At 58.0% G+C, this 25,185-nt stretch carries 21 protein-coding genes; 12 read left to right on the forward strand and 9 right to left on the reverse strand.

Annotated features, from left to right (window positions below; translation table 11 throughout):
- The first annotated feature begins 49 nt into the window (after positions 1–49).
- From GWQ27_RS06335 to lolE, 3 genes are read left to right on the forward strand one after another with little or no spacing between them, the layout of a single operon-like run.
- The gene (locus GWQ27_RS06335; protein ID WP_099993449.1) at positions 50–1,285 is read left to right on the forward strand and encodes a lipoprotein-releasing ABC transporter permease subunit; all 1,236 of its coding nucleotides are present in this window, start codon (positions 50–52) and stop codon (positions 1,283–1,285) included.
- 55 nt (positions 1,286–1,340) lie between these two features.
- Positions 1,341–2,039: a lipoprotein-releasing ABC transporter ATP-binding protein LolD gene (gene lolD, locus GWQ27_RS06340; RefSeq protein ID WP_275906938.1), complete on the forward strand. Its 699-nt coding sequence runs from the start codon at positions 1,341–1,343 to the stop codon at positions 2,037–2,039.
- Entirely contained in the window at positions 2,039–3,280 is a 1,242-nt protein-coding gene (gene lolE, locus GWQ27_RS06345; RefSeq protein WP_275906939.1) for a lipoprotein-releasing ABC transporter permease subunit LolE, read from the forward strand. The genes lolD and lolE overlap by 1 nt, the downstream gene beginning before the upstream one ends.
- Positions 3,281–3,368: 88 nt before the next feature.
- Here lolE and yfbR read toward each other — a convergent pair whose 3' ends face one another.
- On the reverse strand, positions 3,369–3,959 hold the full coding sequence (yfbR, locus tag GWQ27_RS06350) for a 5'-deoxynucleotidase (protein WP_005315363.1): 591 nt from the start codon (positions 3,957–3,959) through the stop codon (positions 3,369–3,371).
- A 95-nt stretch (positions 3,960–4,054) separates the two neighbouring features.
- A complete protein-coding gene (locus GWQ27_RS06355; RefSeq protein WP_011898663.1) occupies positions 4,055–4,489 on the reverse strand; it encodes a YccF domain-containing protein in 435 nt (144 codons plus the stop codon).
- Between the two features lie 428 nt (positions 4,490–4,917).
- Here GWQ27_RS06355 and tig point away from each other — a divergent pair, with 428 nt between their 5' ends.
- From tig to ppiD, 6 genes are all read left to right on the forward strand, one after another.
- Entirely contained in the window at positions 4,918–6,228 is a 1,311-nt protein-coding gene (gene tig / locus GWQ27_RS06360; protein ID WP_159166523.1) for a trigger factor, read from the forward strand.
- An 86-nt stretch (positions 6,229–6,314) separates the two neighbouring features.
- Positions 6,315–6,938: an ATP-dependent Clp endopeptidase proteolytic subunit ClpP gene (gene clpP, locus GWQ27_RS06365; protein ID WP_005315368.1), complete on the forward strand. Its 624-nt coding sequence runs from the start codon at positions 6,315–6,317 to the stop codon at positions 6,936–6,938.
- Between the two features lie 128 nt (positions 6,939–7,066).
- Positions 7,067–8,341 carry an ATP-dependent protease ATP-binding subunit ClpX gene (clpX, locus tag GWQ27_RS06370; RefSeq protein ID WP_017411865.1) on the forward strand — a complete coding sequence of 425 codons (1,275 nt, stop codon included), beginning with the start codon at positions 7,067–7,069 and terminating at the stop codon, positions 8,339–8,341.
- 141 nt (positions 8,342–8,482) lie between these two features.
- Positions 8,483–10,837, forward strand: a complete 2,355-nt coding sequence (gene lon, locus GWQ27_RS06375) for an endopeptidase La (protein ID WP_021140372.1) — start codon at positions 8,483–8,485, stop codon at positions 10,835–10,837.
- Between the two features lie 240 nt (positions 10,838–11,077).
- Positions 11,078–11,350, forward strand: coding sequence for a nucleoid-associated protein HU-beta (gene hupB, locus GWQ27_RS06380; RefSeq protein WP_005315375.1), 273 nt, complete (start codon positions 11,078–11,080; stop codon positions 11,348–11,350).
- Between the two features lie 151 nt (positions 11,351–11,501).
- Positions 11,502–13,415, forward strand: coding sequence for a peptidylprolyl isomerase (gene ppiD / locus GWQ27_RS06385; RefSeq protein WP_275906940.1), 1,914 nt, complete (start codon positions 11,502–11,504; stop codon positions 13,413–13,415).
- Positions 13,416–13,707: 292 nt separating this feature from the next.
- Here the strand turns inward: ppiD and GWQ27_RS06390 are convergent, their stop codons facing one another.
- The 5 genes from GWQ27_RS06390 to GWQ27_RS06410 all read right to left on the reverse strand — a co-directional run bounded on the left by GWQ27_RS06390 (position 13,708) and on the right by GWQ27_RS06410 (position 20,024).
- A complete protein-coding gene (locus tag GWQ27_RS06390; RefSeq protein ID WP_111587757.1) occupies positions 13,708–15,300 on the reverse strand; it encodes an ABC-F family ATPase in 1,593 nt (530 codons plus the stop codon).
- 236 nt (positions 15,301–15,536) lie between these two features.
- Positions 15,537–17,192: a cation acetate symporter gene (locus GWQ27_RS06395; protein WP_042467894.1), complete on the reverse strand. Its 1,656-nt coding sequence runs from the start codon at positions 17,190–17,192 to the stop codon at positions 15,537–15,539.
- Positions 17,189–17,500, reverse strand: a complete 312-nt coding sequence (locus GWQ27_RS06400) for a DUF485 domain-containing protein (protein WP_058394009.1) — start codon at positions 17,498–17,500, stop codon at positions 17,189–17,191. The genes GWQ27_RS06395 and GWQ27_RS06400 overlap by 4 nt, the downstream gene beginning before the upstream one ends.
- A gap of 107 nt (positions 17,501–17,607) precedes the next feature.
- Complete coding sequence (locus GWQ27_RS06405) at positions 17,608–18,234, reverse strand: 3'-5' exonuclease (protein WP_275906941.1); 627 nt, start codon at positions 18,232–18,234, stop codon at positions 17,608–17,610.
- Between the two features lie 2 nt (positions 18,235–18,236).
- Positions 18,237–20,024, reverse strand: a complete 1,788-nt coding sequence (locus GWQ27_RS06410; protein ID WP_275906942.1) for a putative nucleotidyltransferase substrate binding domain-containing protein — start codon at positions 20,022–20,024, stop codon at positions 18,237–18,239.
- Positions 20,025–20,206: 182 nt separating this feature from the next.
- Between GWQ27_RS06410 and GWQ27_RS06415 the strand changes: the two genes are divergently transcribed.
- Entirely contained in the window at positions 20,207–21,013 is an 807-nt protein-coding gene (locus GWQ27_RS06415) for a crotonase/enoyl-CoA hydratase family protein (protein WP_005315394.1), read from the forward strand.
- 79 nt (positions 21,014–21,092) lie between these two features.
- Here the strand turns inward: GWQ27_RS06415 and GWQ27_RS06420 are convergent, their stop codons facing one another.
- The gene (locus tag GWQ27_RS06420) at positions 21,093–22,592 is read right to left on the reverse strand and encodes an alanine/glycine:cation symporter family protein (RefSeq protein WP_111587760.1); all 1,500 of its coding nucleotides are present in this window, start codon (positions 22,590–22,592) and stop codon (positions 21,093–21,095) included.
- 300 nt (positions 22,593–22,892) lie between these two features.
- On the opposite strand from GWQ27_RS06420, the gene GWQ27_RS06425 reads away from it, so the two are divergent.
- Together GWQ27_RS06425 and GWQ27_RS06430 are read left to right on the forward strand one after the other, a co-directional pair.
- On the forward strand, positions 22,893–23,330 hold the full coding sequence (locus tag GWQ27_RS06425) for a GNAT family N-acetyltransferase (RefSeq protein WP_275906943.1): 438 nt from the start codon (positions 22,893–22,895) through the stop codon (positions 23,328–23,330).
- An 18-nt stretch (positions 23,331–23,348) separates the two neighbouring features.
- Positions 23,349–24,164, forward strand: coding sequence for a M90 family metallopeptidase (locus GWQ27_RS06430; RefSeq protein ID WP_275906944.1), 816 nt, complete (start codon positions 23,349–23,351; stop codon positions 24,162–24,164).
- 81 nt (positions 24,165–24,245) lie between these two features.
- Here GWQ27_RS06430 and GWQ27_RS06435 read toward each other — a convergent pair whose 3' ends face one another.
- A complete protein-coding gene (locus tag GWQ27_RS06435) occupies positions 24,246–24,842 on the reverse strand; it encodes a GPR1/FUN34/YaaH family transporter (RefSeq protein ID WP_005315399.1) in 597 nt (198 codons plus the stop codon).
- Positions 24,843–25,185 lie beyond the last annotated feature (343 nt).

Here is a 25,185-nt window from a genome sequence, read left to right on the forward strand (position 1 = left end):
GTTTCCCTTTATTATCCGGTATCTTATTTTGTTGGCAACGTAGAACTCCTTGAAGACTGGACTTTTTCAGCCGCTGTCGCTGGCCATTGGCCTTCGCTACGCAGGCTCACGACGCAGTAATCGCTTCGTTTCATTCATCTCCCTGTTCTCCACCTTTGGTATCGCCATCGGGGTCGCGGCCCTGATGGTGGTCATATCCGTGATGAACGGCTTCGAAGGGCAGCTCAAGGGCCGGATCCTGGGCGTGATCCCCCATGTGGTGGTGACCAACCAGACTGGCCGCATCGATGCCCATCCCGACGGTTTGCCCGACCTTGCCAAGCTGCCCCATGTGATTGCCAGCGCCCCCATGCTCGATAGCGAAGGGATGTTGCAGAGCCCGGGCCAGCTCATCGGTGTCAGCGTACAGGGGATAGACCCGGCCCAGTGGCCAAAGGATGACATACTGCACGCCCAGATGCAGATGGGTCGCCTCGACAGTCTGCAGCAGGGTGAATACCACATAGTGCTGGGGCAGGGGGTGGCCAGCCGTCTCAAGGTCTCCATGGGGGATCAGGTTCGTCTGCTTCTGACCGAGGGCACCCGTTTCACGCCCTTTGGTCGGGTCCCTGCCCAGCGCCTGTTTACCGTTTCCGGCATCTTCGGGGTCGGCGCCGACGTGGATAGCCAGGTTGCCCTGGTTGCGTTGGGGGATGCCCAGCGCCTGCTGCGCCTGCCGACAGAAACCGTCGGCGGCATTCGGCTCTGGCTGGACGATCCCTTTGCCGCCGATCAGGTGATAAAGACAGCATTGCCGGACGGGCTGGAATGGCAGGACTGGCGCCGAGAGCGCGGTGAGCTGTTCCAGGCGGTCGCCATGGAGAAGCGCATGATGGGGCTGATGCTGGTGCTGATCATCGCGGTCGCCACCTTCAACATCCTCTCAGCCCTGGTGATGGTGGTCACCGACAAGGAGGGAGAAGTTGCCATACTGCGCACCATGGGCATGAACGAGGCAGGGATAGTCAAGATATTCATGGTGCTCGGCGCTTCCAGCGGTGTGATCGGCGCCCTGCTTGGCGGTCTGACCGGGCTCGCACTCTCGCTCGGACTCAACCCCCTGCTCGATGCGGTGGGGCTCAACCTCTATATGACGGCGGGCGGTAGCGGCCTGCCCGTGATAGTGGAGCCAACCCAGGTCATTACCATCTTGCTGGGCGCCGTGCTGCTCAGCTTCAGTGCCACCCTCTACCCTGCGGCCCGTGCGGCCCGGGTGAAACCGGCCGAGGCGCTGCGTTATGAATAACTCATCTTCTGTTGTTACCTCCGGTGAGATTGCCGGCGTAAGTGGAGCTCCCTTTATGAATGAACCCTTGTCCAGTGAACCTCTGCTGCGTTGTCAGGCCCTGAATCATGTTTATCAAGAGGGTGAGCTGGAGACCCAGGTCCTCAAGGGGATTGATCTGAGTGTGGCCCCCGGCGAGATGCTGGCGGTGGTGGGCAGCTCGGGATCGGGCAAGACCACCTTGCTGCATCTGATGGGGGCGCTCGACAACCCGTCAAGCGGCGCCGTGCTGTTCAAGGGGCAGGATATCCACCACTGGGATAGCCGTACCCAGGCGAAATTCCGCAACCAGGAGCTGGGGTTTGTCTATCAGTTTCACCACTTGCTCGCCGAGTTTACCGCGCTGGAGAACACCGCCATGCCGCTGCTCATCGCCGGTGAGTCGGTAGCCGTCGCCACCGACAAGGCGACTCGCATGCTGGGTCGGGTGGGCCTTTCCCATCGCCTCAACCACAGGCCATCCGAGCTGTCCGGTGGCGAACGCCAGCGGGTGGCCATTGCCCGCGCCCTGGTCAACGAGCCCAGCCTGGTGCTGGCGGACGAGCCCACCGGCAACCTGGATCACGCCAGCGCCACTGCTGTTTACGAGCTGCTCTGTGAGCTCAATCGTGAGCTGGGCACTGCCTTTGTGGTGGTCACCCATGACCTGAGTCTGGCCGCCAAGCTCCATCGGCGGGTCACCCTGGTGAGCGGCATCATGGCGGAGGTCGCCTGATGTTCAAACCGCTGCCCCTTTTTCTGGGCCTGCGTTACAGCCGCTCCCGTCGTCGCAACGGCTTCATCGCGTTTATTTCCGCCTCGTCCCTCATCGGCATCGCCCTCGGTGTGATGGCCCTCATTCTGGGTCTCTCTGCCATGAACGGGTTCGAGCGGGAGCTCAAAGACAGGGTGCTCTCAGTGGTGCCTCACGGTGAGCTGATGGGGATGGAGGCGCCATTGCCTGACTGGCCCAAGTTGCGGGATTACCTGCTGGCCCAGCCAGGAGTGGAAGCTGCCGCGCCTGTGATCACTCTCAATGGGTTGCTTGAGCATGGCAATGCCCTCAAGGGCTTGCAGGTGCGTGCCGTGTTGCCGGAGCTCGAAGCGAATCTGTCGGATGCGGGCAAGTACATGACAGGCCGTGGTCTGCGTGAACTGCAGGCGGGCGAACATGGGCTTATTCTCGGCAAGACCATCGCCGACAAGCTGGGGGTCAAGATAGGTGACTCGGTTGCCCTCTTGCTGCCGCAAGGGGGGGACGCCGCCGGCATCAAGAACCCGAAGCGGGAATCCCTCAAGGTAGTGGGCCTGCTTGAGATCGGCGGTCAGCTCGATGGCATGCTCGGCTTCATGCACCTGGCCGATGCCCAGACCATGACCGGCATGGGCAATACGGTGGAAGGGTTCAGCCTCAAGGTCAGCGATGTGCTCAAGGCACAATCCATCACGGTCGCGGCTGCCCAGAAATTTCCGCATTACGTCTACATCAGCAGCTGGATGAGCCGGCAGGGTTACCTCTATCAGGACATACAGATGGTGCGTACCGTCATGTATGTGGTGATGCTGATGGTGGTGGCAGTGGCCTGCTTCAACATCGTCTCCACCCTGGTGATGGCGGTGAACGAAAAGCGCAGCGAGATTGCCATCTTGAAGACCATGGGGGCGAGCCCCGGTCAAATCCGGCTTACCTTTGTCATTCAGGGCATGGTTAACGGGGTGCTCGGCGCTTTGCTCGGGGCCCTGCTCGGTGGCCTGCTCTCCAGCAGGCTGACCCAGATCCTGGGCTTTATCGAAGGGGTGATAGGCCATCGCTTCCTCAACCCCGACATCTACTTCATCGACTTCCTGCCGACCGAATTGCACATGCAGGATCTGGCTATCGTAACTGGCGCAGCCATACTGATGAGCCTGTTGGCGACCCTCTATCCTGCCTGGCGGGCGAGCGGACTGGTGCCATCGCGGGAGTTGGGGCACTGATGCGCGGTATCTAATTTGCCGATCAATAACGAAGGGCCCGCCGGTGCAAACCGGCGGGCCCTCCTGTTTTTAGGTGGTTTGGGCTGGCTTAGTGGGCGTTCAGCTCATCCAGTGGCAGGGAGAAGCTTGCCACGAAGACATCGATGAAGTAATGCATCTGCGGGCTCATGCGCGCTTCCAGCATGGCTTCGAGGCGTTTCCTGGCTGGTTCGAACTCCCGGTTGCCGGCGTTTATCTCCTCCAGACACTTGGTGTAGGCGCAGAGGGTATCGGCGTCTTTCACCAGACGAACCAGCCCGGCGTCCTGGGCACCCGAGTCCAGCAGAGGGCGAAAATCTTCCACCAGTTCGGCCGGTAGCATCCCCAGCAGGCGCTGCTCGGCGGCCAGCTCTATCTTCTTGTACTCCCTCGCAATTTCGGGATTGAAATACTTGACCGGTGTGGGCAGATCGCCGGTCAGCACTTCGCTGCTGTCGTGGTAGAGCGCCATCACGGCGGCGCGATCCGCATCGACCTGACCACCAAAAAGACGATTCTGGATAAGCCCCAGGGCGTGGGCCACCATGGCGACCTGCAGACTGTGCTCGGCGATGTTTTCAGGTTGTATGTTGCGCATCAGCGGCCAGCGGTAAATGAGTTTCATGCGGGCGAGATTGGCAAAAAAATGGCTGGGGAGCATGGAGGGCCTCGGGCAGTGGCAATGAAAAAGGGCAGACCCTAGTCTGCCCTTTTTTTGCTGCGCAGGCAGCTTGCCCGTGCAATTTTGCGTGGTGCTCAGCGAATGTAGCGACCGGATTCGGCTTCGTGGTTGGTCACCACCATCTGACCTATGGGGGCCAGGGCAATCAGGGCCAGCTTGAGGTGCTGGATGCCAAACGGAATGCCTATGATGGTCACGAAGCAGGCCAGCGCGGAGGCAATGTGACCGATTGCCAGCCAGATCCCGATCACCAGGAACCAGAGGATGTTGCCAATCAGCCCCAGAGTACCGGTGCCGATGTCGCTTTGCCCAGTCATGCTCTTGCGGCTCACCGCCTGCTTGCCAAACGGGAAGAAGGTAAAGGTGCCGATGACGAAGCAGGCGCGACCCCAGGGGATCCCGATCAGCGAGACAAAGCAGAGCAGCCCGGCCAGCCACCAGGCCAGCCCCATGAAGACGCCCCCCAGAACAAACCAGAGCAGGTTAAACAAGAAGCGGAAAAAGGCCATGTTGGTCACTCCAGACTCATAAATTTGGCTGTCACCATAGCGAGCAGCTGCCATAGACGCAATGGTTGATGTGACAGGGTGGACAATTTGGGTCGCAACCCCTGAACAGGCTGGCTTTTTGGCAGAAAATGAGGTGAAAAAGTAGGCCTTTGCGCGAAAAAAGGTGAGCAAGTGCAAATTCTTGCGTGTTGTGCGCTTGAAGTCTGCTCGGGAGTTCCCCATATAAGGGTCAGTTTTGCGCGAATTGTGCTATCGCCACCCCCGTTGGGGGATGTGTGGCTCGACTCGACCAAAGTGCGCCGCTATAATGTCGCGTCATATTTTCTCATCACAAAGACAGTCGTTGTCTTTATAAACAGGAAGACTCCGGGCTTTGCCCAGGGGCAATAAGGGTCAGCACACAGTGCTGAGTTGAACGAGGTAAAAGAATGCAAGTTTCTGTAGAGACAACCCAGGGTCTGGAACGCCGTCTTACCATCACTGTACCGGCTGCTACCGTTGACGCTGCCGTGCGTAAAGAATTGAACGGCCTGGCCAAAACCCGTCGTATCGACGGTTTCCGTCCTGGCAAGGCCCCGGTTGCCATCATCAAGAAGATGTTCGGCGCCATGGCTCACGCTCGTGTTGCTGATGAAATGATGCAGAACAACTTCATCAAGGCCATCATCGAAAACAAACTGAGCCCGGCCGGTGCCCCGACCATGGATCCGAAAGAGATCCAGGAAGGTCAGGATTTCGAATTCACCGCGACCTTTGAAGTTTATCCCGAGTTTGAAGTGGCTGGCCTGGAGACCATCAAGGTCGAGAAGCCGGTTGCGACCGTCAAGGATGAAGATCTGGCCAACATGATCGACACCCTGCGCAAGCAGCACGCCACCTGGGCTGATGTCGATGCCGCCGCTGCCGATGGCATGCGTGTGACCATGGACTTCATCGGTTCCATCGACGGTGAAGAGTTCGACGGCGGCAAAGCCGAAGGCTTCAACCTGGTACTGGGTGCCGGTCGTATGATCCCTGGCTTCGAAGACGCCATCATGGGCAAGAAAGCGGGCGAAGAGTTCACTATCGAAGTGACTTTCCCGGCTGACTACCACGCTGAAAACCTGAAAGGCAAAGCGGCCAAGTTCGCCTCCAAGTTGATCAAGGTTGAAGAGCAGATCCTGCCTGAGCTGACTGAAGAGTTCGTCAAGCGTTTCGGTATCGAGAGCGGCAACGTTGAAGAGCTGAAAGCTGAAGTGCGCAAGAACATGGAGCGCGAACTGGCTCAAGCCCTGAAAAACAGCGTGAAAGAGCAGGTTCTGAACGGTCTGGTTGAAGCCAACCAGATCGATCTGCCGAAGGCTGCCGTTGCTCAGGAGATCGATACCCTGCGTCAACAGGCTCTGCAGCGTTTTGGCGGTTTCCAGGGCGGCAACGCACCTGAGCTGCCAGCTGAGCTGTTCCAGGCTCAGGCAGAGCGTCGCGTCCGTGTAGGTCTGCTGCTGGGCGACGTGATCCGTACCAACGAGATCAAGGCTGACGATGCTCGTGTGACCAGCATCATCGAGTCCATGGCTACTGCCTACGAAGATCCGAAGGAAGTGATCGAGTACTACCAGAAGAATGAGCAAATGCTGAATGGCGTGCGCAATCTGGCGGTTGAAGATCAAGCCATCGACCTGATCCTGTCCAAAGCGCAAGTGACCGAGAAAGAAGTTGCCTTTGACGAAGTGATCAACAAGTCCGGTGCCGCTGCCTAAGAACATTTGACTTAAGGTCAAGACTGTTAAGTATAATGGCTCGTGTGATCTCCACTCGGGCCATTTTATTTTAGGGACAATGCCTTATGTACAAGAACTATAACGATGTGACTGAATCCCCACGCAATGCGCTCATCCCCATGGTGGTAGAGCAGACTGCAAAAGGGGAGCGTTCTTACGACATTTATTCTCGTCTGTTGAAGGAGCGGGTGATCTTCCTGACTGGTCAGGTTGAAGATCATATGGCGAATCTGGTTGTAGCCCAGCTGCTGTTTCTGGAGTCCGAAAATCCGGATCAGGACATCAGCATCTACATCAACTCTCCGGGTGGTGCCGTCACGGCCGGCATGTCCATTTATGACACAATGCAGTTCATCAAGCCGGATGTGAGTACCGTCTGTATGGGGCAGGCCTGCTCCATGGGTGCCTTCCTGCTGGCCGGTGGTGCCAAGGGCAAGCGTTTCTGCCTGCCCAGTGCCCGCGTGATGATCCATCAGCCGTTGGGCGGTTTCCAGGGACAGGCATCTGACATTCAGATCCATGCCCAGGAGATCCTGAAAATCAAGAATACCCTGAACGAGCGTCTGGCCTTCCATACCGGTCAGGAGATGGCCACCATAGAGCGTGATACCGACCGTGACAACTTCATGTCGGCCGATCAAGCCGTGGCTTATGGCCTGGTTGACGGTATCCTGAGCCAGCGCGGCTGAGCTCCGGTATCGTTCTGGACATGGCCTGAGTGACTGTGTCCTGAACTAGCATGCTTGAGCAGGGTGTCGCGGACTGTTGTAAACTCAACGGGACGACCCATCCTCTATTGATAAAACGAGGTTGCTGAATGACAGAAAAACGCAAGGGTGAGGGTGATAAGCTGCTCTACTGCTCTTTTTGCGGCAAAAGCCAGCATGAAGTGCGCAAGCTGATCGCTGGCCCTTCCGTCTACATATGTGATGAGTGCGTCGAGCTGTGCAACGACATCATCCGCGAAGAGATCCGCGAGATCTCTCCCAAGCGCGATGGTAGCGAGCTGCCGACCCCTCATGAAATCCGTGCTCACCTGGATGACTATGTGATCGGGCAGGAATATGCCAAGAAGGTGTTGGCCGTGGCCGTCTACAACCACTACAAGCGTCTGCGTAACAGCAGCGAAGCCGGTGGTGTGGAGCTGGGCAAGTCCAACATTCTGTTGATTGGCCCGACCGGTAGCGGCAAGACGCTGCTGGCCGAAACACTTGCTCGTCTGCTGGATGTGCCGTTCACCATGGCCGACGCCACCACACTGACCGAAGCCGGTTATGTGGGTGAAGACGTGGAGAACATCATCCAGAAGCTGTTGCAAAAGTGTGACTACGACGTAGAGAAGGCCCAGCGCGGCATCGTCTACATCGACGAGATCGACAAGATCTCCCGCAAGTCAGACAACCCCTCCATTACCCGCGACGTGTCCGGGGAAGGGGTGCAGCAGGCCCTGCTCAAGCTGATCGAAGGCACCATTGCTTCCGTGCCGCCGCAAGGCGGTCGCAAGCACCCGCAGCAGGAGTTCTTGCAGGTCGATACCTCCAAGATCCTCTTCATCTGTGGCGGCGCCTTTGCCGGTCTGGACAAGGTGATCGAGCAACGTTCCGTCAAGGGCACCGGCATAGGGTTTGGCGCTGACGTCAAATCCAAGAATGCCAGAGCGACCTTGAGCGAGAATTTTGCCAAGGTGGAGCCGGAAGATCTGATCAAATATGGTCTCATCCCCGAGTTCATCGGCCGTTTGCCTGTGGTCGCGACCTTGACCGAGCTGGACGAGGCTGCCCTCATCCAGATCCTGAAAGAGCCGAAAAATGCGCTGACCAAGCAATATGCTGCCTTGTTCGATCTTGAAGGGGTGGAGCTGGAGTTCCGTGACGACGCCTTGAACGCCATTGCGCACAAGGCGATGGAGCGGAAAACCGGTGCCCGTGGTCTGAGATCCATCGTGGAAGCCGTGTTGCTCGATACCATGTATGACCTGCCATCCCTGGAGGGTGTCAGCAAGGTGGTGATCGACGAGACGGTGATCAAAGGGGACTCCGCGCCCTTGATGATCTACGAAAATCCCGAGACCCAGGCTGCTGTATCAGAGTAACAGTCTGATTTTTAATCAAATGAAAGGGGCTTTTTGCCCCTTTCATGCTTTTTACCGATTCGGCGATTGAATCTCATCTCTGCGCCCCCATATACTCAGCCAAGCGCTTTGCCAACGGTATAACAAGCCGAGAGGACATATATGAACCTAGAGCGTTCAGAACGCATCGAGATTCCCGTCCTGCCTCTTCGTGACGTGGTGGTTTACCCCCACATGGTCATTCCACTCTTTGTGGGGCGGGAAAAATCCATTCGCTGTCTGGAAGCGGCCATGGAGCAGGACAAAAAAGTTCTGCTGGTGGCCCAGAAGGATGCGTCAACCGATGAGCCGACGGTGGAGGAAATTTTCTCCGTCGGGACAGTTGCCAATATTCTACAGATGCTCAAGCTGCCGGATGGCACCGTCAAGGTGCTGGTGGAAGGGGGCCAGCGTGCCCGTCTTGAGCGGATAATCGATGACAAGGACTTCTTCGTCGGTGAGGCGCAGTACATCGCGTCTACCGCCATCGAGGAGAAGGACCAGGACGTGCTGGTGCGCTCCGCCATCGGTCAGTTTGAAGGCTATATCAAGCTCAACAAGAAGATCCCGCCCGAGGTATTGACCTCGATTTCGGCGATCGATGATGCTGCTCGCCTGGCCGATACCATGGCCGCGCACATGCCGCTCAAGCTCGAAGACAAGCAGAAGGTGCTGGAAATCGCCTCTGTGTCCGAGCGCATCGAGTTTCTGATGGCCATGATGGAGTCGGAGATTGACCTGCTGCAGGTCGAGAAACGCATCCGTACCCGGGTCAAGAAGCAGATGGAGAAGAGCCAGCGGGAGTACTATCTCAACGAGCAGATGAAGGCCATCCAGAAAGAGCTGGGTGAGCTGGAAGACAGCCCGGATGAATTTGAAGCCCTCAATCGCAAGATTGAAGAGGCAGGCATGCCGGAAGATGCCCGTGAAAAGGCCCATGCCGAGCTCGCCAAGCTGAAGATGATGTCTCCCATGTCTGCCGAAGCCACAGTCGTGCGCAGCTATGTGGACTGGATGGTGCAGGTGCCTTGGAAGGCGCGCTCCAAGGTCAAGAAAGACCTTGGCAAGGCGCAGGAGGTGCTGGATTCGGATCACTTTGGTCTGGAGAAGGTCAAGGAGCGCATCCTCGAGTATCTGGCGGTACAGGCGCGGGTGAACAAGCTTAAAGGTCCGATCCTCTGTCTGGTTGGTCCTCCCGGTGTGGGCAAGACCTCGCTGGGCCAGTCCATCGCCAAGGCAACAGGTCGCAAGTATGTGCGCATGGCCTTGGGTGGGGTGCGTGACGAAGCGGAAATCCGCGGTCACCGTCGAACCTATATCGGTTCCATGCCCGGCAAGCTCATCCAGAAGATGGCGAAGGTGGGAGTGAAAAACCCGCTGTTCCTGCTCGATGAAATCGACAAGATGAGCTCGGACATGCGTGGCGATCCCGCTTCTGCTTTGCTGGAAGTGCTGGATCCCGAGCAGAACAACAGCTTCAACGATCACTATCTGGAAGTGGATTATGACCTGTCGGACGTCATGTTCGTGGCCACCTCCAACTCCATGAACATCCCGGGTCCGCTGCTGGACCGGATGGAAGTGATCCGCCTCTCCGGTTATACCGAAGATGAGAAGCTCAATATTGCCAAGCAGCATCTGGTCTCCAAGCAGATCCAGCGCAACGGCCTGAAAGAGTCCGAGATCACCATCGAAGATTCTGCCCTGGTCGGGGTGATCCGCTACTACACCCGCGAGGCGGGGGTGCGGAATCTGGAGCGGGAGATCTCCAAGATTTGTCGCAAGGCGGTCAAGCGCATCCTGCTGGACAAGAGCATCAAGCATGTTCAGGTCAATCAGGCCAACCTCAAGGAGTTCCTCGGGGTGCAGCGTTTCGACTACGGCAAGGCCACCGACCAGAACCAGGTCGGTCAGGTCTGTGGTTTGGCGTGGACCGAAGTGGGCGGCGATCTGCTCACCATCGAAACCACCAACATGCCGGGCAAGGGCAAGCTCACCTACACCGGTTCACTCGGTGATGTGATGCAGGAGTCCATCCAGGCTGCCATGACGGTAGTACGGGCCCGTGCCGACAAGCTGCGCATCAATGCCGACTTCTACGAGAAGCGCGATATCCATGTGCACGTGCCGGAAGGGGCGACCCCGAAAGACGGTCCGAGTGCCGGTATCGCCATGTGTACCGCTCTGGTCTCCAGCTTGACCGGTAATCCGGTTCGTGCTGATGTGGCCATGACGGGGGAAATCACCTTGCGCGGCGAAGTGTTGCCCATCGGCGGTCTCAAAGAGAAGCTGCTGGCGGCTCATCGTGGTGGCATCAAGCGTGTGCTTATCCCGAAAGAGAACGAACGAGACCTTGAAGAGATCCCGGACAACGTCAAACAAGACCTTGAAATTTATCCGGTTCGCTGGATTGATGAAGTGCTGGAACTGGCGTTGCAGGACAATCCGCAAGGGTTTGAGCGCGTTTCTGTCGTGTAAATGTTGATGCGCCGCAAATTTGGCGCATTCGGGGGGTGGTTAAGGCTTGCATGCGCCGGGTAACGGAAGTAGCCTTGACCACCGATCGGGTACTCATGATGAGTCGCAATGCGTGATGTGGCGCGGGTTTGCGCTAGATTGTCACTTGCAACTGATCAGGAGGCTTGCTATAAAACCTCCACTTGTTGTGGCCAGGGAAATCAGCGCCGCAGCGATGTTCGATAAAAGGGGAATATAAGAGTGAATAAATCTCAACTGATTGACAAGATTGCAGACGGTGCTGATATCTCCAAAGCCGCTGCTGGCCGTGCGCTGGACGCTTTCATTGATGCCGTGGGTGAAGCCCTGAAAGAGGGTGACCAGGTTGCTCTGGTGGGTTTCGGTACTTTCGCGGTGCGCGAGCGTGCTGCCCGTTCTGGCCGTAACCCGCAAACTGGCGCGACCATCGAAATCGCAGCTGGTAAAGTTCCTGCTTTCAAAGCCGGCAAGGCCCTGAAAGACGCTGTCAACTAAGCGGGGCGCTGATATTACATCGGCCACCGTCCTTGGTCACAGACCAGACAAGTGAGAGGGCTCTCCCTCATACTGATTGACCAAGGCGCATCGCAATCGGTGCGCCTTTTCATTATTTACGCCCATCGAGTTCGGGAGCATAAGTACAAACATGATGTTGGATAAACTACGCGAAGGGGCGCAGGGCAAGGTAGCCAAGGTTATCTTGGGCCTGATCATCCTCTCCTTTGCCTTGGCCGGTGTAGGCAGTTACCTCAATGGCCCGGCACGTACCGCCCCCGCTACCGTCAACGGCAATGACATCAGCTCCGCTGCGCTGGAAAATGCCTATCGCAACGAGCGGGCCCGCATGGAATCCCAAATGGGGGAATCTTTCAGCCAGTTGGCCGCCAACCCTGATTACATGAAGCAGTTCCGCCGCGGTGTGCTGGACAGGCTGATCGATCAGGCCCTGTTCGACAGCAAGGCCCGTGAACTGGGCTTGCGGGTCAGTGATGAGCAGATCAAACAGGCCATCATCGCCATGCCGGAGTTTGCCGAAGATGGCAAATTCAACAATGACCGCTACCTGCAGCTCATTCGTCGTGCCGGCATGACACCGGAGATGTTCCGTGACTCACTGCGCCAGGACATGGTGCGTCAACAGCTGATGGGCGCCCTGCTCGGCACCGAATTTGCACTCAAGGGTGAAGCGGAGCAACTCGACAAGCTCTACAACCAGACCCGGGATCTGCGTCTGGTGCGTCTTGCTGCCGCCGCTTATCTGGGTGATGTCCAGGTTTCCGATCAGGAAGTGGAGCAGTACTACAAGACCAACAGCGCGCGTTTCATGAACGACGAGAAGGTGAAGGTCGACTATCTGCTGCTGGATGCGGCCAACCTCGGCAAAGATATCAAGGTCACCGAGCAGGATGCCAAGGATTACTACGATCAGCACCAGGACCTGTTCCAGCGTGCCGAGCGTCGTCATGTAGCGCATATCCTGATCCCGTTTGGCAAGGATGAGAAGGCGGCCGAGAAACTGGCTGGCGAACTCCTGACCAAGGCCAAGGGCGGCGATGATTTTGCTGCGCTGGCCAAGGCCAACTCCTCCGATACTTTCTCTGCGAAGAAGGGCGGCGAGCTGGACTGGTTCGAGAAAGGTGTGATGGATCCGGCCTTCGAGCAGGCCGCCTTTGCCCTGAACAAGGCAGGGGATCTCTCTGCCGTGGTGAAGAGCCCGTTCGGTTTCCACGTCATCAAGTTGCTGGGTGTTGAAGCGGCTCAGACCAAACCGTTTGTGGATGTCATGGGTGAAACCATCCGACGTCTGCAGGCTGACAAGGCCAAGGAGCTGTTCTTTGCCGAACAGCAGAAAATGGCTGACAGCAGCTTCGAGAACCCGGACTCGCTGGATCTGACCGCTGATACCATGGGCCTCAAGGTGCAGTCCGTGGACTTCTTCAGTCAGGCGGATGCACCGGCACCCCTCAATGATCCCAAGGTACTCTCGGTGGCGTTCTCCGAACAGCTGCGCGATGACAACACCAACTCTGATGTGATCGAACTGGCTGATGGCAAGGCGCTGGTCCTGCACATCACAGGTTATCAACCGAAAGCGGCCAAACCGCTGGCGGAGATCAAGGAGCAGGTGATCGCAGCCATCAAGCATGACAAGGCCAGTGAAGTGGCTCGTGGCAAGGCGCAGGGCCTGCTGGACAAGCTGAAGGCCGGTGAGAACATCCAGGCCGATCTGACTGCGCTGGGCTTGAAGATGGAGACCCACAAAGGGATTGCCCGCTTCGCTCAGGACATGGATCAGAACCTGGTTGCCCAGGTGTTCCGCATGCCTCATCCGAAGGATGGCAAGCCGAGTGTCGAGCTGGTCGCCGAAGCCAATGGTGATCGCGTGGTGGTCGCACTGGACAAGGTGGTGGTAGCCAAGGAGCCGTCCCAGATGGTCAGCCTGCTGCAAGGCCAGCTTGGCCAGGGCAAGGCCCAGGTGAGCTACAAGTCCCTGATCGACGAGCTGCGCAAAGCCGCCAAGATCGAGTACTTCACCGATGTGGAAGCCACAGTCGAATAAACCCGATCGGTTGCAATCCATTGAAAGAACGGCCCCGTGATGGGGCCGTTTTTTTATCTGCGAAGTGGGGTTGAGGTCGCTATGCTGGCTGCGTGACCTGCGTGACCTGCGTGACCTGCGTGACCTGCGTGACCTGCGTGACCTGCGTGACCTGCGTGATACGTTATGCGCAGCGTAGAAATGCGGATATGTGTTGGTTGCCCGCAGGGGACGGATCAGAGTGCGGCGGCCATAAAAAAACCGGCAATCACTTGCCGGTTTTTTCTATTCAAGCGCCCTGGCAGGCGAGGGGTTACACCACGCCCTGAGTGCGCAGGTACTCCTCGTAGGTGCCGCCGAAGTCACGAATACCGTTCTCGCTCAGTTCCAGGATGCGGGTCGCCAATGAGGAGACGAACTCGCGGTCGTGGGAGACGAAGATCAGGGTGCCCTGATACATTTCCAGCGCCATGTTCAAGGATTCGATAGATTCCATGTCCAGGTGGTTGGTCGGTTCATCCATGATGAGGATGTTGGGGCGCTGCATCATCAGCTTGCCGAACAGCATGCGACCCTGTTCACCACCGGAGAGCACCTTGACTGGCTTCTTGATGTCATCCTGGGTGAACAACAGACGACCGAGAATGGAGCGTACCGCCTGCTCATCTTCATTCTCCTGTTTCCACTGTGCCATCCAGTCGAACACATTGAGGTCGGTGTCGAAGTCTTCGGCATGATCCTGAGCGTAGTAACCGATCTGGGCATTCTCGGACCATTTGATGGTACCGGTGTCCGGGGTCAGATCGCCAACGAGGGTCTTGATCAGGGTGGATTTACCGATGCCGTTGGTACCCAGAATGGCGACCTTCTCGCCCACTTCCAGCATCATGCCCAGATCCTTGAACAGGGGCGCATCGCCATAGCCTTTGGCAACGTTTTCCATTTCCAGGATGTTGCGGTAGAGCTTCTTCTCCTGCTCGAAGCGGATGAAGGGGTTCTGACGGCTGGACACCTTCACTTCCTCAATCTTGATCTTGTCGATCTGCTTGAGTCGAGAGGTGGCCTGGCTGGATTTGGAGGCGTTGGCGCTGAAACGGGAGACGAAGGATTGCAGATCGGCGATCTGGGCCTTCTTCTTGGCGTTGTCGGAGAGCAGACGCTCGCGGGCCTGGGTGGCGGCCGTCATGTACTCGTCGTAGTTGCCCGGGTAGACGCGCAGCTCGCCGTAGTCCAGATCCGCCATGTGGGTGCAGACGGAGTTCAGGAAGTGACGATCGTGAGAGATGATGATCATGGTGCTTTCACGTTCGTTCAGCACCTGCTCCAGCCAGCGGATGGTATTGATATCCAGGTTGTTGGTCGGTTCGTCCAGCAACAGGATGTCGGGGTTGGAGAAGAGGGCCTGGGCCAGCAGCACCCGCAGTTTCCAGCCTGGAGCCACTTCGCTCATGGGACCGTTGTGCTGTTCGATGGGGATACCTGCACCCAGCAGCAGTTCGCCTGCACGGGATTCAGCGGTATAGCCATCGTACTCGGCAACCATGCCTTCCAGCTCGGCGGCCTTCATGTAGTCGTCGTCGGTGGCGTCCAGGTTGGCGTAGATGGCATCGCGTTCGGCGATGGCGGCCCACAACTCGCCGTGACCCATCATGACCACGTCCAGCACGCGCATCTCTTCGTAGGCGAACTGGTCCTGGCGCAGCTTACCGATACGCTCGTTGACGTCCAGGCTCACATTACCGCCGCTCGGCTCAAGGTCGCCGCCGAGGATCTTCATAAAGGTGGACTTGCCACAGCCGTTGGCGCCAATGAGGCCATAGCGGTTGCCGCCGCCAAACTTGACGTTGATGTTCTCAAACAGCGGCTTGGCGCCGAATTGCATGGTGATGTTATTGCTGCTTAACAAAGTAAGTGTCCCGGTTGGTCTGTCAAATGGCGCGCATTATGGCACAGATCCCCCGAAAGTTTTAGCAAGAACTGTGATCTGGCCCCATTGCGGGCAGGGCACAGATCAGGTGGCAAGTCCTCTGAACGTTTTGATGAAGTCAGTGACCGGTTCTCATGGCATGGGGGGAATCGTCAGTGAGCGTCGGCCATGAAAAAAGCCGGCGCAGGGCCGGCTTGCAACAAGGTAAGTTGTGGTTAGTGGGCCGTCGCACCGGAGGCACCGAGCCCGGTTTGTGAACGGATGAACTGGGGCAGGAACTTGGCATGTTCGTCGGCCGCATTCTCGGACTTGTCGGTGACAGAGAACAGCCAGATCCCGATGAAAGCAACTGCCATGGAGAAGAGGGCCGGGTACTCGTAGGGGAAGATAGCTTCTGCATGCCCCAGTACCTTCACCCACACGGTCGGGCCAAGCACCATCAGGCTGACTGCACTGACCAGACCGAGCCAGCCACCGAAGACGGCGCCGCGCGTCGTCAGACGGGACCAGAACATGGAGAGGAAGAGCACAGGGAAGTTGCAGCTCGCCGCAATGGAGAAGGCCAGGCCGACCATGAAAGCGATGTTCTGCTTCTCGAACAGGATCCCCAGACCGATGGCGACCACCCCCAGCACCACAGTGGTGTACTTGGAAACGCGCAGCTCGTCTGTTTCGTTGGCCTTGCCCTTCTTGATGACGCTGGCATAGATATCGTGGGAGACCGCAGAAGCACCTGCCAGGGTCAAGCCCGCGACCACCGCCAGTATGGTGGCGAACGCAACGGCGGAGATGAAACCGAGGAACAGGCTGCCACCGACTGCATCGGCCAGATGAATGGCTGCCATATTGGTGCCGCCCAGCAGGGCGCCGGTGGCGTCCTTGAAGTCAGGGTTGGTGCTGACCAGCAAAATGGCGCCAAAGCCGATGATGAAGGTCAGGATGTAGAAGTAGCCGATGAAGCCGGTGGCATAGAATACCGATTTACGGGCTTCCTTGGCGTCGCTCACTGTGAAGAAACGCATCAGTATGTGGGGTAGACCGGCGGTACCGAACATCAGCGCCAGACCCAGCGAGATGGCGGAGATGGGATCAGACACCAGTCCACCCGGACTCATGATGGCGATGCCCTTCTCATGCACCTTGACCGCTTCGCTGAACAAGGCACCGATATCGAAGTTGACGGACTTCATCACCATGATGGCCATGAAGCTGGCACCGGAGAGCAGCATCACCGCCTTGATGATCTGCACCCAGGTGGTGGCCAGCATGCCGCCAAACAACACATAGAGCACCATCAATATGCCGACCAGCACCACGGCCACATGGTATTGCAGGCCGAACAGCAGCTCGATGAGTTTGCCTGCACCCACCATCTGGGCGATGAGGTAGAGGGCCACTACCACCAGAGATCCACTGGCGGAGAGGCTGCGCACCGAGGTCTGCTTGAGGCGATAGGAAGCCACATCGGCAAAAGTATATTTGCCGAGATTGCGCAGCCGCTCCGCGATCAGGAACAGTATGATGGGCCAGCCCACCAAAAAGCCGATGGAGTAAATGAGGCCATCGTAGCCCGAGGTGTAAACCAGAGCGGAAATACCGAGGAAAGAGGCGGCAGACATGTAGTCACCGGCGATGGCCAGACCATTTTGAAAGCCGGTGATGCGTCCGCCAGCGGCATAATAATCGGAGGCAGAGCGGTTACGCTTGGAGGCCCAATAGGTAATGAACAGGGTACCCGCCACGAAGATCACGAACATGACGATGGCAGAGATGTTGAGGGGTTGGCGATTGACGTCACCGGTCAGCGCCTCGGCCGCCAGCAAGGGGGAAGAGGCCAGCGAGGCCAGCAACAGCAGAGACTTGCCTTTCATGATTGCACTCCCTTGAGGATCTTCTGGTTCAGCTCGTCGAACTCGCCGTTGGCCCGGAATACATAGATGCCGGTCAGTATGAAGGAAGATAGGATCAGTCCCACTCCCACCGGGATACCTCGGGTGATGGTGGAGCCCTCGCTCAAGGGGGTGCCAAGCCAGCCGGGGGCAAAAGCGATGAGCAGGATGAAGGCCAGGTAGAGCCCCAGCATCAGGATGGAGAGGGTCCAGGCAAAGCGCTGGCGTTTGGCCACCAACTCCTGGAAGTGGGGATCTTGCTGGATCCTCAAGTAACGTTGCTGTTCCATTGCAGTTCTCCATGACATAAGTGTCAGCGGTGGATGAAGGGGAGTCCCTACCGAGCAGGTGTCTGCTCATGTAAGCAAAATGTGAATTAAATGTTATTTGCGGGCAATTAGACTTTGGGATAAGCCAGTGGCCCGCCTTGAGTCAGGCGCAGGTAGATAAGAGCAGCCGTGATGGCATCACTCAGGGCGTCGTGTACGGGCAGGGAAGGCAAGTTCAGGTGCTGGCGGATGGCGGCCAGATGCAGGTCGATGACCGCGTCGGGATAACGGCGATAGAGGTGATCGTGGTAGAGCCGGCTCACCTCTATCCCTTGTTGGGCAAGGGTCAGCCCCCACTGTTTCTGGCAGGCTAGGTTGAGAATGCGCAGATCGTAGGCGATGTGATATCCCACCAGTTCACGTGGGCCGATAAAGGCCAACAGCTGGTGCAGCGCGGCTTCCAGCCTCATGCCCTGTTGCAAATCCTGATGGCGCAGGCCGTGGATCACCACGGATTGCGCGTTCAGGCTGGCGGGGGCTTGTACCCGCAGTGAGAGCGCTTTGCCGGTCAATATCCGGTTACCCTTGATGCGCACCGCCCCGATGGAAACGATCTCGGCCCGGGCAGGATCCAGGCTGGTGGTTTCAAAATCGAGGGCAATCAGCTCATCCCCTGGTGGCAGGGCAAAGAGCGGTGCGAACTCGCCAGTTCGGAAAGCACGGCCATGCCAGTAGCGTCGAGCGCGGCTCCACATGCCTATTGTCTCAGACGAAAGTGCAAGGTGAGCCACTGCTGGAATTTCTTTACCTGATGCAGCGCCTGACGCAGCAGATCCCGCTCGCCGTGGCTGAGTTCATTGACCCGTACCCGGCTCTCTCCTCCCTTGAGCTGGCTGCGCAATCGCAGGCGGATAAAGAGTCGAAATGCCTCTGCCAGATTGTCACCATAGTTGGCGCTAAGTCGTTCTGACGCTACCAGTGCCTCGATGCGCCCCAGGGTCGAGGTCTCCATAATGGTCGCCTCCAGTGCCAGCATACGGATGCCATGGACCAGGGGGAACAGTCCGCCCCGCTTGAGATCCAGCCCATCAGCGGAGCGTTCCAGCCGGCCAAACAGGGTGAGCGGCGCATGAAACGCCACTGCCGGTCTGACCATCTCCGCCAGCAGATCCCGCCTGTCGGCAAGCTGCTCCCGCAGTTGACGGGCGATGGGAGGGAGCAGGTTGCGATCTCCGGCGATAGGGTGAGCATCGGCCAGGGTGGCGAGCCAGAGCAGGCTGGCTTCGTTTGCTGCGAGGCAGGCCTGCTCAATCCCGCTCTGCCACTGCGTCACCTCTTTCACCCATAGGGGGTTGTTGACCATCACCTGGCCGGGGCAGGGCGGGTAGCCGAGTTGCTCAAGCAGTGCGCTGAAGGCGGCCAGATCTTTCTGTTGACTGGGCCAGTGCAGGTCGGCGGGCAGGATCAGGGCATTGTCCTGATCTGTTTTGAGGATCTGTTCGCCGCGCCCCTCCGAGCCCAGCATCAGCAGGCACACCTTGTCCTGTACCTCGGGTGGGATCACCAGAGAAAAGGCCTTGGCGATCAATTGCTCGTTGATGGTGGCGATGAGTTTCATCAAAAAGGCGGTGTGGATACCCCGGCCAAACAGGGAGCGGGTCAGTTGTTGCTGCTCCCGGGCCACCGCTTCCAGCGCGGGCAGTGTATCGGCGCGGGCGATGCGCAGGGTCAACACATGGGAGTGGGTGGAGAAGAGCCCCAGCACCTGTGTCAACTGCAAGATGCCCATCACTTCACCTTGTTGCCAGATGACCAGCCGCTTGATGCGATGACGGGTCATCAATAACAGGGCATCAAACAGATAGCTGCCCAGTGGCAGGCCAATCAGTGGTGCCGGGGTCAGCACGGCGAGCGGGGCCGTCAGCGGCAGCCCCTTCAGGGTGAGGGCGTGCAGCAATGTCTTGCGGGTGGCCAGGGTCAGGCTGCCATCGTGAGCGGGATAGAGCAGGCAATCCGTGCCCTTGGCCACCATGGCCTCGGTCGCCGCCAGCAGGCTGAGCCGGTTGTCGACAACGAGCGGTGCTTGCAGATGACAGGGTTCAATCCGGGTCAGGATAAATTCCGCCAGATTCTTCTGGCCCAGCTGTTCGCGCTGCTCTTGTTGCTGTTGTCGTTCGGCCAGGCTGGCGGTGAAGTAGCCAGCCAGCGCCGGATTGCTGTCGCACAGTGCCCGAAACTCGGCGTGGGGAATGAGCTGGCAGAGGGTATCTTCCAGTGCGTTGAACTGGTGGCGACAGCGGCCATCAAACTGGGCCCGCACATCAAACAGATCGTCGACCCCGTAATCGCCAAAATGGTGATGGGTCGCGGATTCCTCCACCGCTCCCTTGATGATGAGGTAGAGGCCGGGCGGGGCATCACCGGCGTTCAACACCGTCTGTCCCGCGCGAAAATAGCAGATGGAGAGGTGCTGTTCGAGCCGCTCACGCTGCTCTGCATTCAGTACATCAAATGGGGGGCGGGCAAAGTTGAACAAGCTAGTCATGGCAATCCTTGGCCTGTGGCGTCAGATCAGTCTGACAAAGCCGTGACGCAGGAGCCAGCCGACTTTAGTCGCACACCTTGCCTGCAACAGGAAGCGGGAAAATGGTGGCCTCGCTGTACCTCGCAATAACACTCTGATAACGTGGTGGTATGACCAGTTTGATTCAAGGAGCGGAGAGGGAAATGGAAAAACCAAGGGTCAAGTGCGAGATCCGGGACGGTATCGCCGAGGTGATGCTGGCGCGGGGGGACAAGCTCAATGCGCTGGATAGAAGCATGTTTGGCGCCATCGACCAGACGCTCGCCGAGTTGCAGCAACACAAGGGGCTACGGGCCGTGATCCTGTATGGGGAAGGGCGCGCCTTCTGCGCCGGTCTGGATGTGAAATCCATGCTCAAGCAGCCGGTGGCGGCACTGGACATACTCAAGCGCGAGGCGGATGAGGCAACCAATCTGGCGCAGCGGGTCGCCTATGGTTGGCACCAGTTGCCGGTGCCTGTGATTGCCGTGACCCAGGGGGTGTGCTTTGGCGGCGGCTTGCAGATTGCCCTCGGCGCAGACTTCCGGTTCAGCACCCCGGATTGTCGCTTCTCCGTGATGGAGATCAAGTGGGGCATCATTCCCGACATGAGTGGCTGCGTCACCCTGCGTAACCTGATGGGGGTGGATACCGCCATGGAGCTCGCCATGAGCGGGCGCGAGTGCGATGCCCTTGAGGCCAAGTCCCTGGGGTTGGTGAGCCGGGTATGTGAGGATCCGCTGACAGAGGCGCGGGAGTTTGCCCGTACCCTCATCACCAAGTCGCCGGATGCGCTGGCGGGGATCAAGCAGCTCTACCAGCAGGCTTGGGCTCGCAGTGATGAGGTGATGCTCAAAGAAGAGACCCGTTTGCAAAAGCAGATCCTAGGCCGGCCCAATCAGTGGCGCGCCACCTTCAACAGCCTGTTTCGCTGGCGCTTGCCGTTCGGGCCGAGGCGCAACGCCCTCTGAAGTGGTAAAGGGAAGCGGTAAAGGATACAGCAAAAGAAAATGGCAGCCGAGGCTGCCATTTTTCGTTGTGTCGTTGCACTTATTTGATGACGGTATCCGGATCTGCCTCGAAGGCATGACCGGTTTTCTCACGCATCAGGTTTACCTCGGCGCGGTTGTCGATCCAGTAGTCGGCGTTCTTGATACCGAGTTTTTCCGGGTGGAATACTGGGTCGACCCCTTGTGCCAGCTGTGCTTCATAGTCCTTCAGGCAGACGAAGGCGGTTTTTTGCAGCAGCAGGATGGCGACTATGTTGAGCCAGGCCATCAGACCGACCCCTATGTCCCCCAGACCCCAGGCGAGATCCGCCGTCTTGACGGTGCCGTAGACGGTCGCCGCCATCAGGGCAATCTTCAGCAAGAAGGTGAGCCAGGGGCGGTTGATCTTGCGGTTGATGAAGGCGATGTTGGTTTCGGCGATGTAGTAGTAGGCCACTATGGTGGTAAACGCGAAGAAGAACAGCGCGATAGCAACAAAGTAGTTACCAAAGCCGGGCATCATGCTCTCCATGGCGGTCTGCACATAGCCTGGGCCTGCAGCAATGCCGGCGATACCTGTGTAAATGGCTGCGCCATCCGGTCCTTGCACGTTGTAAAGGCCGGTGATCAGCAGCATGAAGCCGGTGGCGGAGCAGACAAACAGGGTGTCGATGTAGACGGAGAACGCCTGCACCAGACCCTGTTTGGCCGGGTGGCTCACAGCGGCGGCAGAGGAGGCGTGGGGGCCGGTTCCCTGGGCTGCTTCGTTGGAGTAAACCCCGCGCTTGACGCCCCACATGATGGCCAGGCCCAGAATGGCACCAAAGCCTGCGTCCAGACCAAAGGCGCTCTTCCAGATCAGCAGGATGATGCTTGGCAACTGGCCAATATTGAGGGCGATGATGACGCAGGCCACTATGATGTAGCCGAGCGCCATGAAGGGCACTACGGTACTGGCAAAGCTGGCGATCCGCTTCACGCCACCGAAGATGATAAAGCCCAGCAGCAGAGCCAGCACGGCCGCGGTCACGTTGGGACTAAGACCGAAGGCGGTGTTGAGGCTGGAGCCGATGGAGTTGGCTTGTACCCCCGGCAGCAGCACGCCGCAGGCGAAGATGGTGGCGATGGCAAAGATCCAGGCGTACCAGGTCATGCCTAGTCCTTTCTCGATATAAAAGGCCGGGCCACCGCGGTACTCACCGTTGATCTTCTCCTTGTAGACCTGACCCAGGGTAGACTCCACGAAGGCAGAGCTGGCACCGAGGAAGGCCACCATCCACATCCAGAACAGGGCGCCCGGGCCACCGAAGGTGATGGCAGTGGCGACGCCGGCAATGTTACCGGTACCGACCCGGCCCGCCAATGTCATGGAAAGTGCCTGGAAGGAAGAGACCCCCGCTTCGTTGGCTTTGCCTTTGAACATCAGGCGTACCATGCCTTTCAGGTGACGCAGTTGTAAAAAACGGCTGCGCAGGGAGAAGTAGAGGCCTACCCCCAGGCACAGATAGATGAGCGCAGGGCTCCAAATCACACCATTGATAGCATTGACGATTTCATTCATGTACAACAACTCCTTTGTTGTGCTGTCTTGGCGAGGTCTTTGCCTCGCTCCCTTAAAATGGTGAGTGACCAAGGGGGTCACTCAATCTTGAGCGGGACTTTCAACTACCAAGTCCGTGGGTTTTAACATATCGGTTTGTTCAAGGGCTTCCCAGCGAAATATGTTGTCATGTTGTTAATTTGTGAGTTGGCGTTAACAAATGGTCCTTTTAGTCGGGATGTGCTGGCATCCCCGCCATGACCTCCTCTCTCGTCTACTTGGATTGGTGGTAACAGAGACACAGCAAATTTGAGGCCAAGGATGAAAATAGAAAACCATCTCAATGTGATCCGCCTCGCCGGGCAGGGGGATGCGGTCGCCATGGCCCGCCTGTTCGGGCAGCTTGGCTATCCCGCCAGCCCGGTCGAGGTGGCTGAACGCTGGTTGCAGCCAGCTCCTGATCGTGAGGTGCTGCTCGCCTGTCACGAGGTCGAGGCAGTGGGAGTGCTGGTGTGGCATCGCCTGCGGCCCTTGCATGTTGCACCAGACTGGGGCCTGATCTCGGCGCTGGTCGTCGATGAAGGTGCAAGAGGCGCTGGTGTAGGAGCTGCCTTGCTGGCGACGGCAGAAGATCGCGCTCTGGCGCAAGGCTGCAGCCAGCTGGAGTTGTCCAGCAGTCTCAAACGGCAAAATGCCCATCGTTTCTACCTGTCTCAGGGTTACCTTGAGCGTCCGAAGCGGTTCGTAAAAGTATTTTGATTGGCAAGAGGAGTCTGCGTGTTCTGGTCCCGGTTATGGAGTCTGTTTGGTGGTATGTCCCGACAGGAAGAGAGCGCCCCACGAGCGCTGGAGTGGCAGCAGGCCCTGGCTGTGGTGCCCATCTTGCAGGGATTTTCCAAAGACGATCAGCTGCGGCTGATTGCTCTGGCGCAGCAATTTCTGGCCCGCAAGACCCTGACCCAACTCGGGGTCGAGCTGACTTCCCGCCAGCAGGCAGTATTGGCCTTGCAGGCGGTGCTGCCCATTTTGCATCTTGGTCTCGACTGGTATCGTGGCTTTCACGAAATCATACTGATCCCGGAACCCGTGGTCCGTCGTCAGGAGGTGCAGGATGAATTCGGTCTGGTGAGCGAGTGGGAAGAAGAGAACGCTGGTGAGTCCTGGCCTCAGGGGCCGCTGGTGCTGGCCTGGAGCGAGTTGCAGCAGGACGGGGATTGGGATGGCTTCAACCTGGTGATCCACGAACTGGCTCATAAACTCGACATGCTGGGGGGGGATGCCGACGGTGCGCCGCCGCTGCCAAGTGGCATGGATACACGCCAGTGGACCCTGGCCCTGCAGGAGGCGTTCGATGCCATGAATGCCCAGCTGGCCCGCGACGAGGTCACCGCTATCGATCCCTATGCCGCCGAGCATCCGGCCGAGTTTTTTGCCGTGTGCTGCGAGAGCTTCTTTACCGATCCGTTGCGCTTGCGGCAGGTCTATCCGGCTGTATACCGGCAACTAAGCCAGTTCTTCAGCCAGGATCCCGCCCTGCGTTTTCCGGCGACCCGCTTGTTGGCGGGAGAGGCGCAAACGGGGCTAACTGTCTGATAACCGATCCGCAGATGATTTAATCTGAATAGCAAAAAGGCACCCGAAGGTGCCTTTTTCACAATCTGAATGGCTTACCTATCAGGCAGCAGCTTTCAGCTGTACTGCAGCGGCTTTCTTGTGATCGCCAATCGGCAGCACAGTGCGGCCAAACTGTTCGTTGATCACGGTAGCCATGGCCAGGTAGATGGCGCTGGCGCCACAGATGATGCCTTCGAAACCGGCGATGGTGCCGATCAGGGTGCTGCCGGTGAAATCACGGGCGGCCAGCAGGAAGAACAGCACTGTCAGGGAGGCGAATACGAACTGCTTCACACGGGGGAAGTTGACGGTGCCGACCAGCATGAAGAGAGTGAACATGCCCCACATCAGCAGATACCAGCCCATGTAAGCGTGGGGAGTGGCTTCGGCCAGACCCATGGTCGGCATCACGAGCAGGAACACCAGGCTCCACCAGAAGGTGCCGTAGGAGATAAAGGCGGTGACACCGAAGGTGTTGCCACGCTTGAACTCCATGATACCGGCGATGATCTGGGCCAGACCGCCATAGCACAGGCCCATGGCCAGGATCATGGCGCTGATGGGGAAGAAACCTGCGTTATGGATGTTCAGCAGAATGGTGGTCATACCGAAACCCATCAGACCCAGAGGGGCAGGGTTGGCCAATTTTTCGCTCACGTGGTGTTCTCCAAAAATAGAGGTGGGGGTTGATAAAAGACGCGCGATTTTAGGCAGGCAACGGGTCCCTCGCAAGAGGGGAGTACAAAAAATGGTAAAAAAACTACACGAAATTTTATCCACGTCATTATTCGTGCCATTCAGGTAGATAGCAGGTGAATGAATAGCGGTGGCAAGGTTGATTTTTTGTGTGAGCCACGTCGGATGTGAAAGTGAATAACAGATAGCAGCAGTGCCTTCGTCCCCTGGTTTTCGAGCCTGTTTCGTGCCACTGGGCTCTTGTCTGTTGCAGCCCGATGCCTGGCATTTGTCAGAGGCAAAAATCACCATATATGCCATCAAA

Origin of the sequence: Aeromonas sp. 5HA1 (assembly GCF_029237245.1) — a bacterium.
GTDB classification, from domain to species: domain Bacteria; phylum Pseudomonadota; class Gammaproteobacteria; order Enterobacterales; family Aeromonadaceae; genus Aeromonas; species Aeromonas salmonicida.

Coding starts and splice junctions, on each gene's coding strand:
- lolD (WP_275906938.1), top strand. CDS start 1,341: ATGAATGAACCCTTGTCCAGTGAACCTCTGCTGCGTTGTCAGGCCCTG.
- lolE (WP_275906939.1), top strand. CDS start 2,039: ATGTTCAAACCGCTGCCCCTTTTTCTGGGCCTGCGTTACAGCCGCTCC.
- yfbR (WP_005315363.1), bottom strand. CDS start 3,959: ATGCTCCCCAGCCATTTTTTTGCCAATCTCGCCCGCATGAAACTCATT.
- GWQ27_RS06355 (WP_011898663.1), bottom strand. CDS start 4,489: ATGGCCTTTTTCCGCTTCTTGTTTAACCTGCTCTGGTTTGTTCTGGGG.
- tig (WP_159166523.1), top strand. CDS start 4,918: ATGCAAGTTTCTGTAGAGACAACCCAGGGTCTGGAACGCCGTCTTACC.
- clpP (WP_005315368.1), top strand. CDS start 6,315: ATGTACAAGAACTATAACGATGTGACTGAATCCCCACGCAATGCGCTC.
- clpX (WP_017411865.1), top strand. CDS start 7,067: ATGACAGAAAAACGCAAGGGTGAGGGTGATAAGCTGCTCTACTGCTCT.
- lon (WP_021140372.1), top strand. CDS start 8,483: ATGAACCTAGAGCGTTCAGAACGCATCGAGATTCCCGTCCTGCCTCTT.
- ppiD (WP_275906940.1), top strand. CDS start 11,502: ATGATGTTGGATAAACTACGCGAAGGGGCGCAGGGCAAGGTAGCCAAG.
- GWQ27_RS06395 (WP_042467894.1), bottom strand. CDS start 17,192: ATGAAAGGCAAGTCTCTGCTGTTGCTGGCCTCGCTGGCCTCTTCCCCC.
- GWQ27_RS06400 (WP_058394009.1), bottom strand. CDS start 17,500: ATGGAACAGCAACGTTACTTGAGGATCCAGCAAGATCCCCACTTCCAG.
- GWQ27_RS06405 (WP_275906941.1), bottom strand. CDS start 18,234: ATGTGGAGCCGCGCTCGACGCTACTGGCATGGCCGTGCTTTCCGAACT.
- GWQ27_RS06410 (WP_275906942.1), bottom strand. CDS start 20,024: ATGACTAGCTTGTTCAACTTTGCCCGCCCCCCATTTGATGTACTGAAT.
- GWQ27_RS06415 (WP_005315394.1), top strand. CDS start 20,207: ATGGAAAAACCAAGGGTCAAGTGCGAGATCCGGGACGGTATCGCCGAG.
- GWQ27_RS06420 (WP_111587760.1), bottom strand. CDS start 22,592: ATGAATGAAATCGTCAATGCTATCAATGGTGTGATTTGGAGCCCTGCG.
- GWQ27_RS06425 (WP_275906943.1), top strand. CDS start 22,893: ATGAAAATAGAAAACCATCTCAATGTGATCCGCCTCGCCGGGCAGGGG.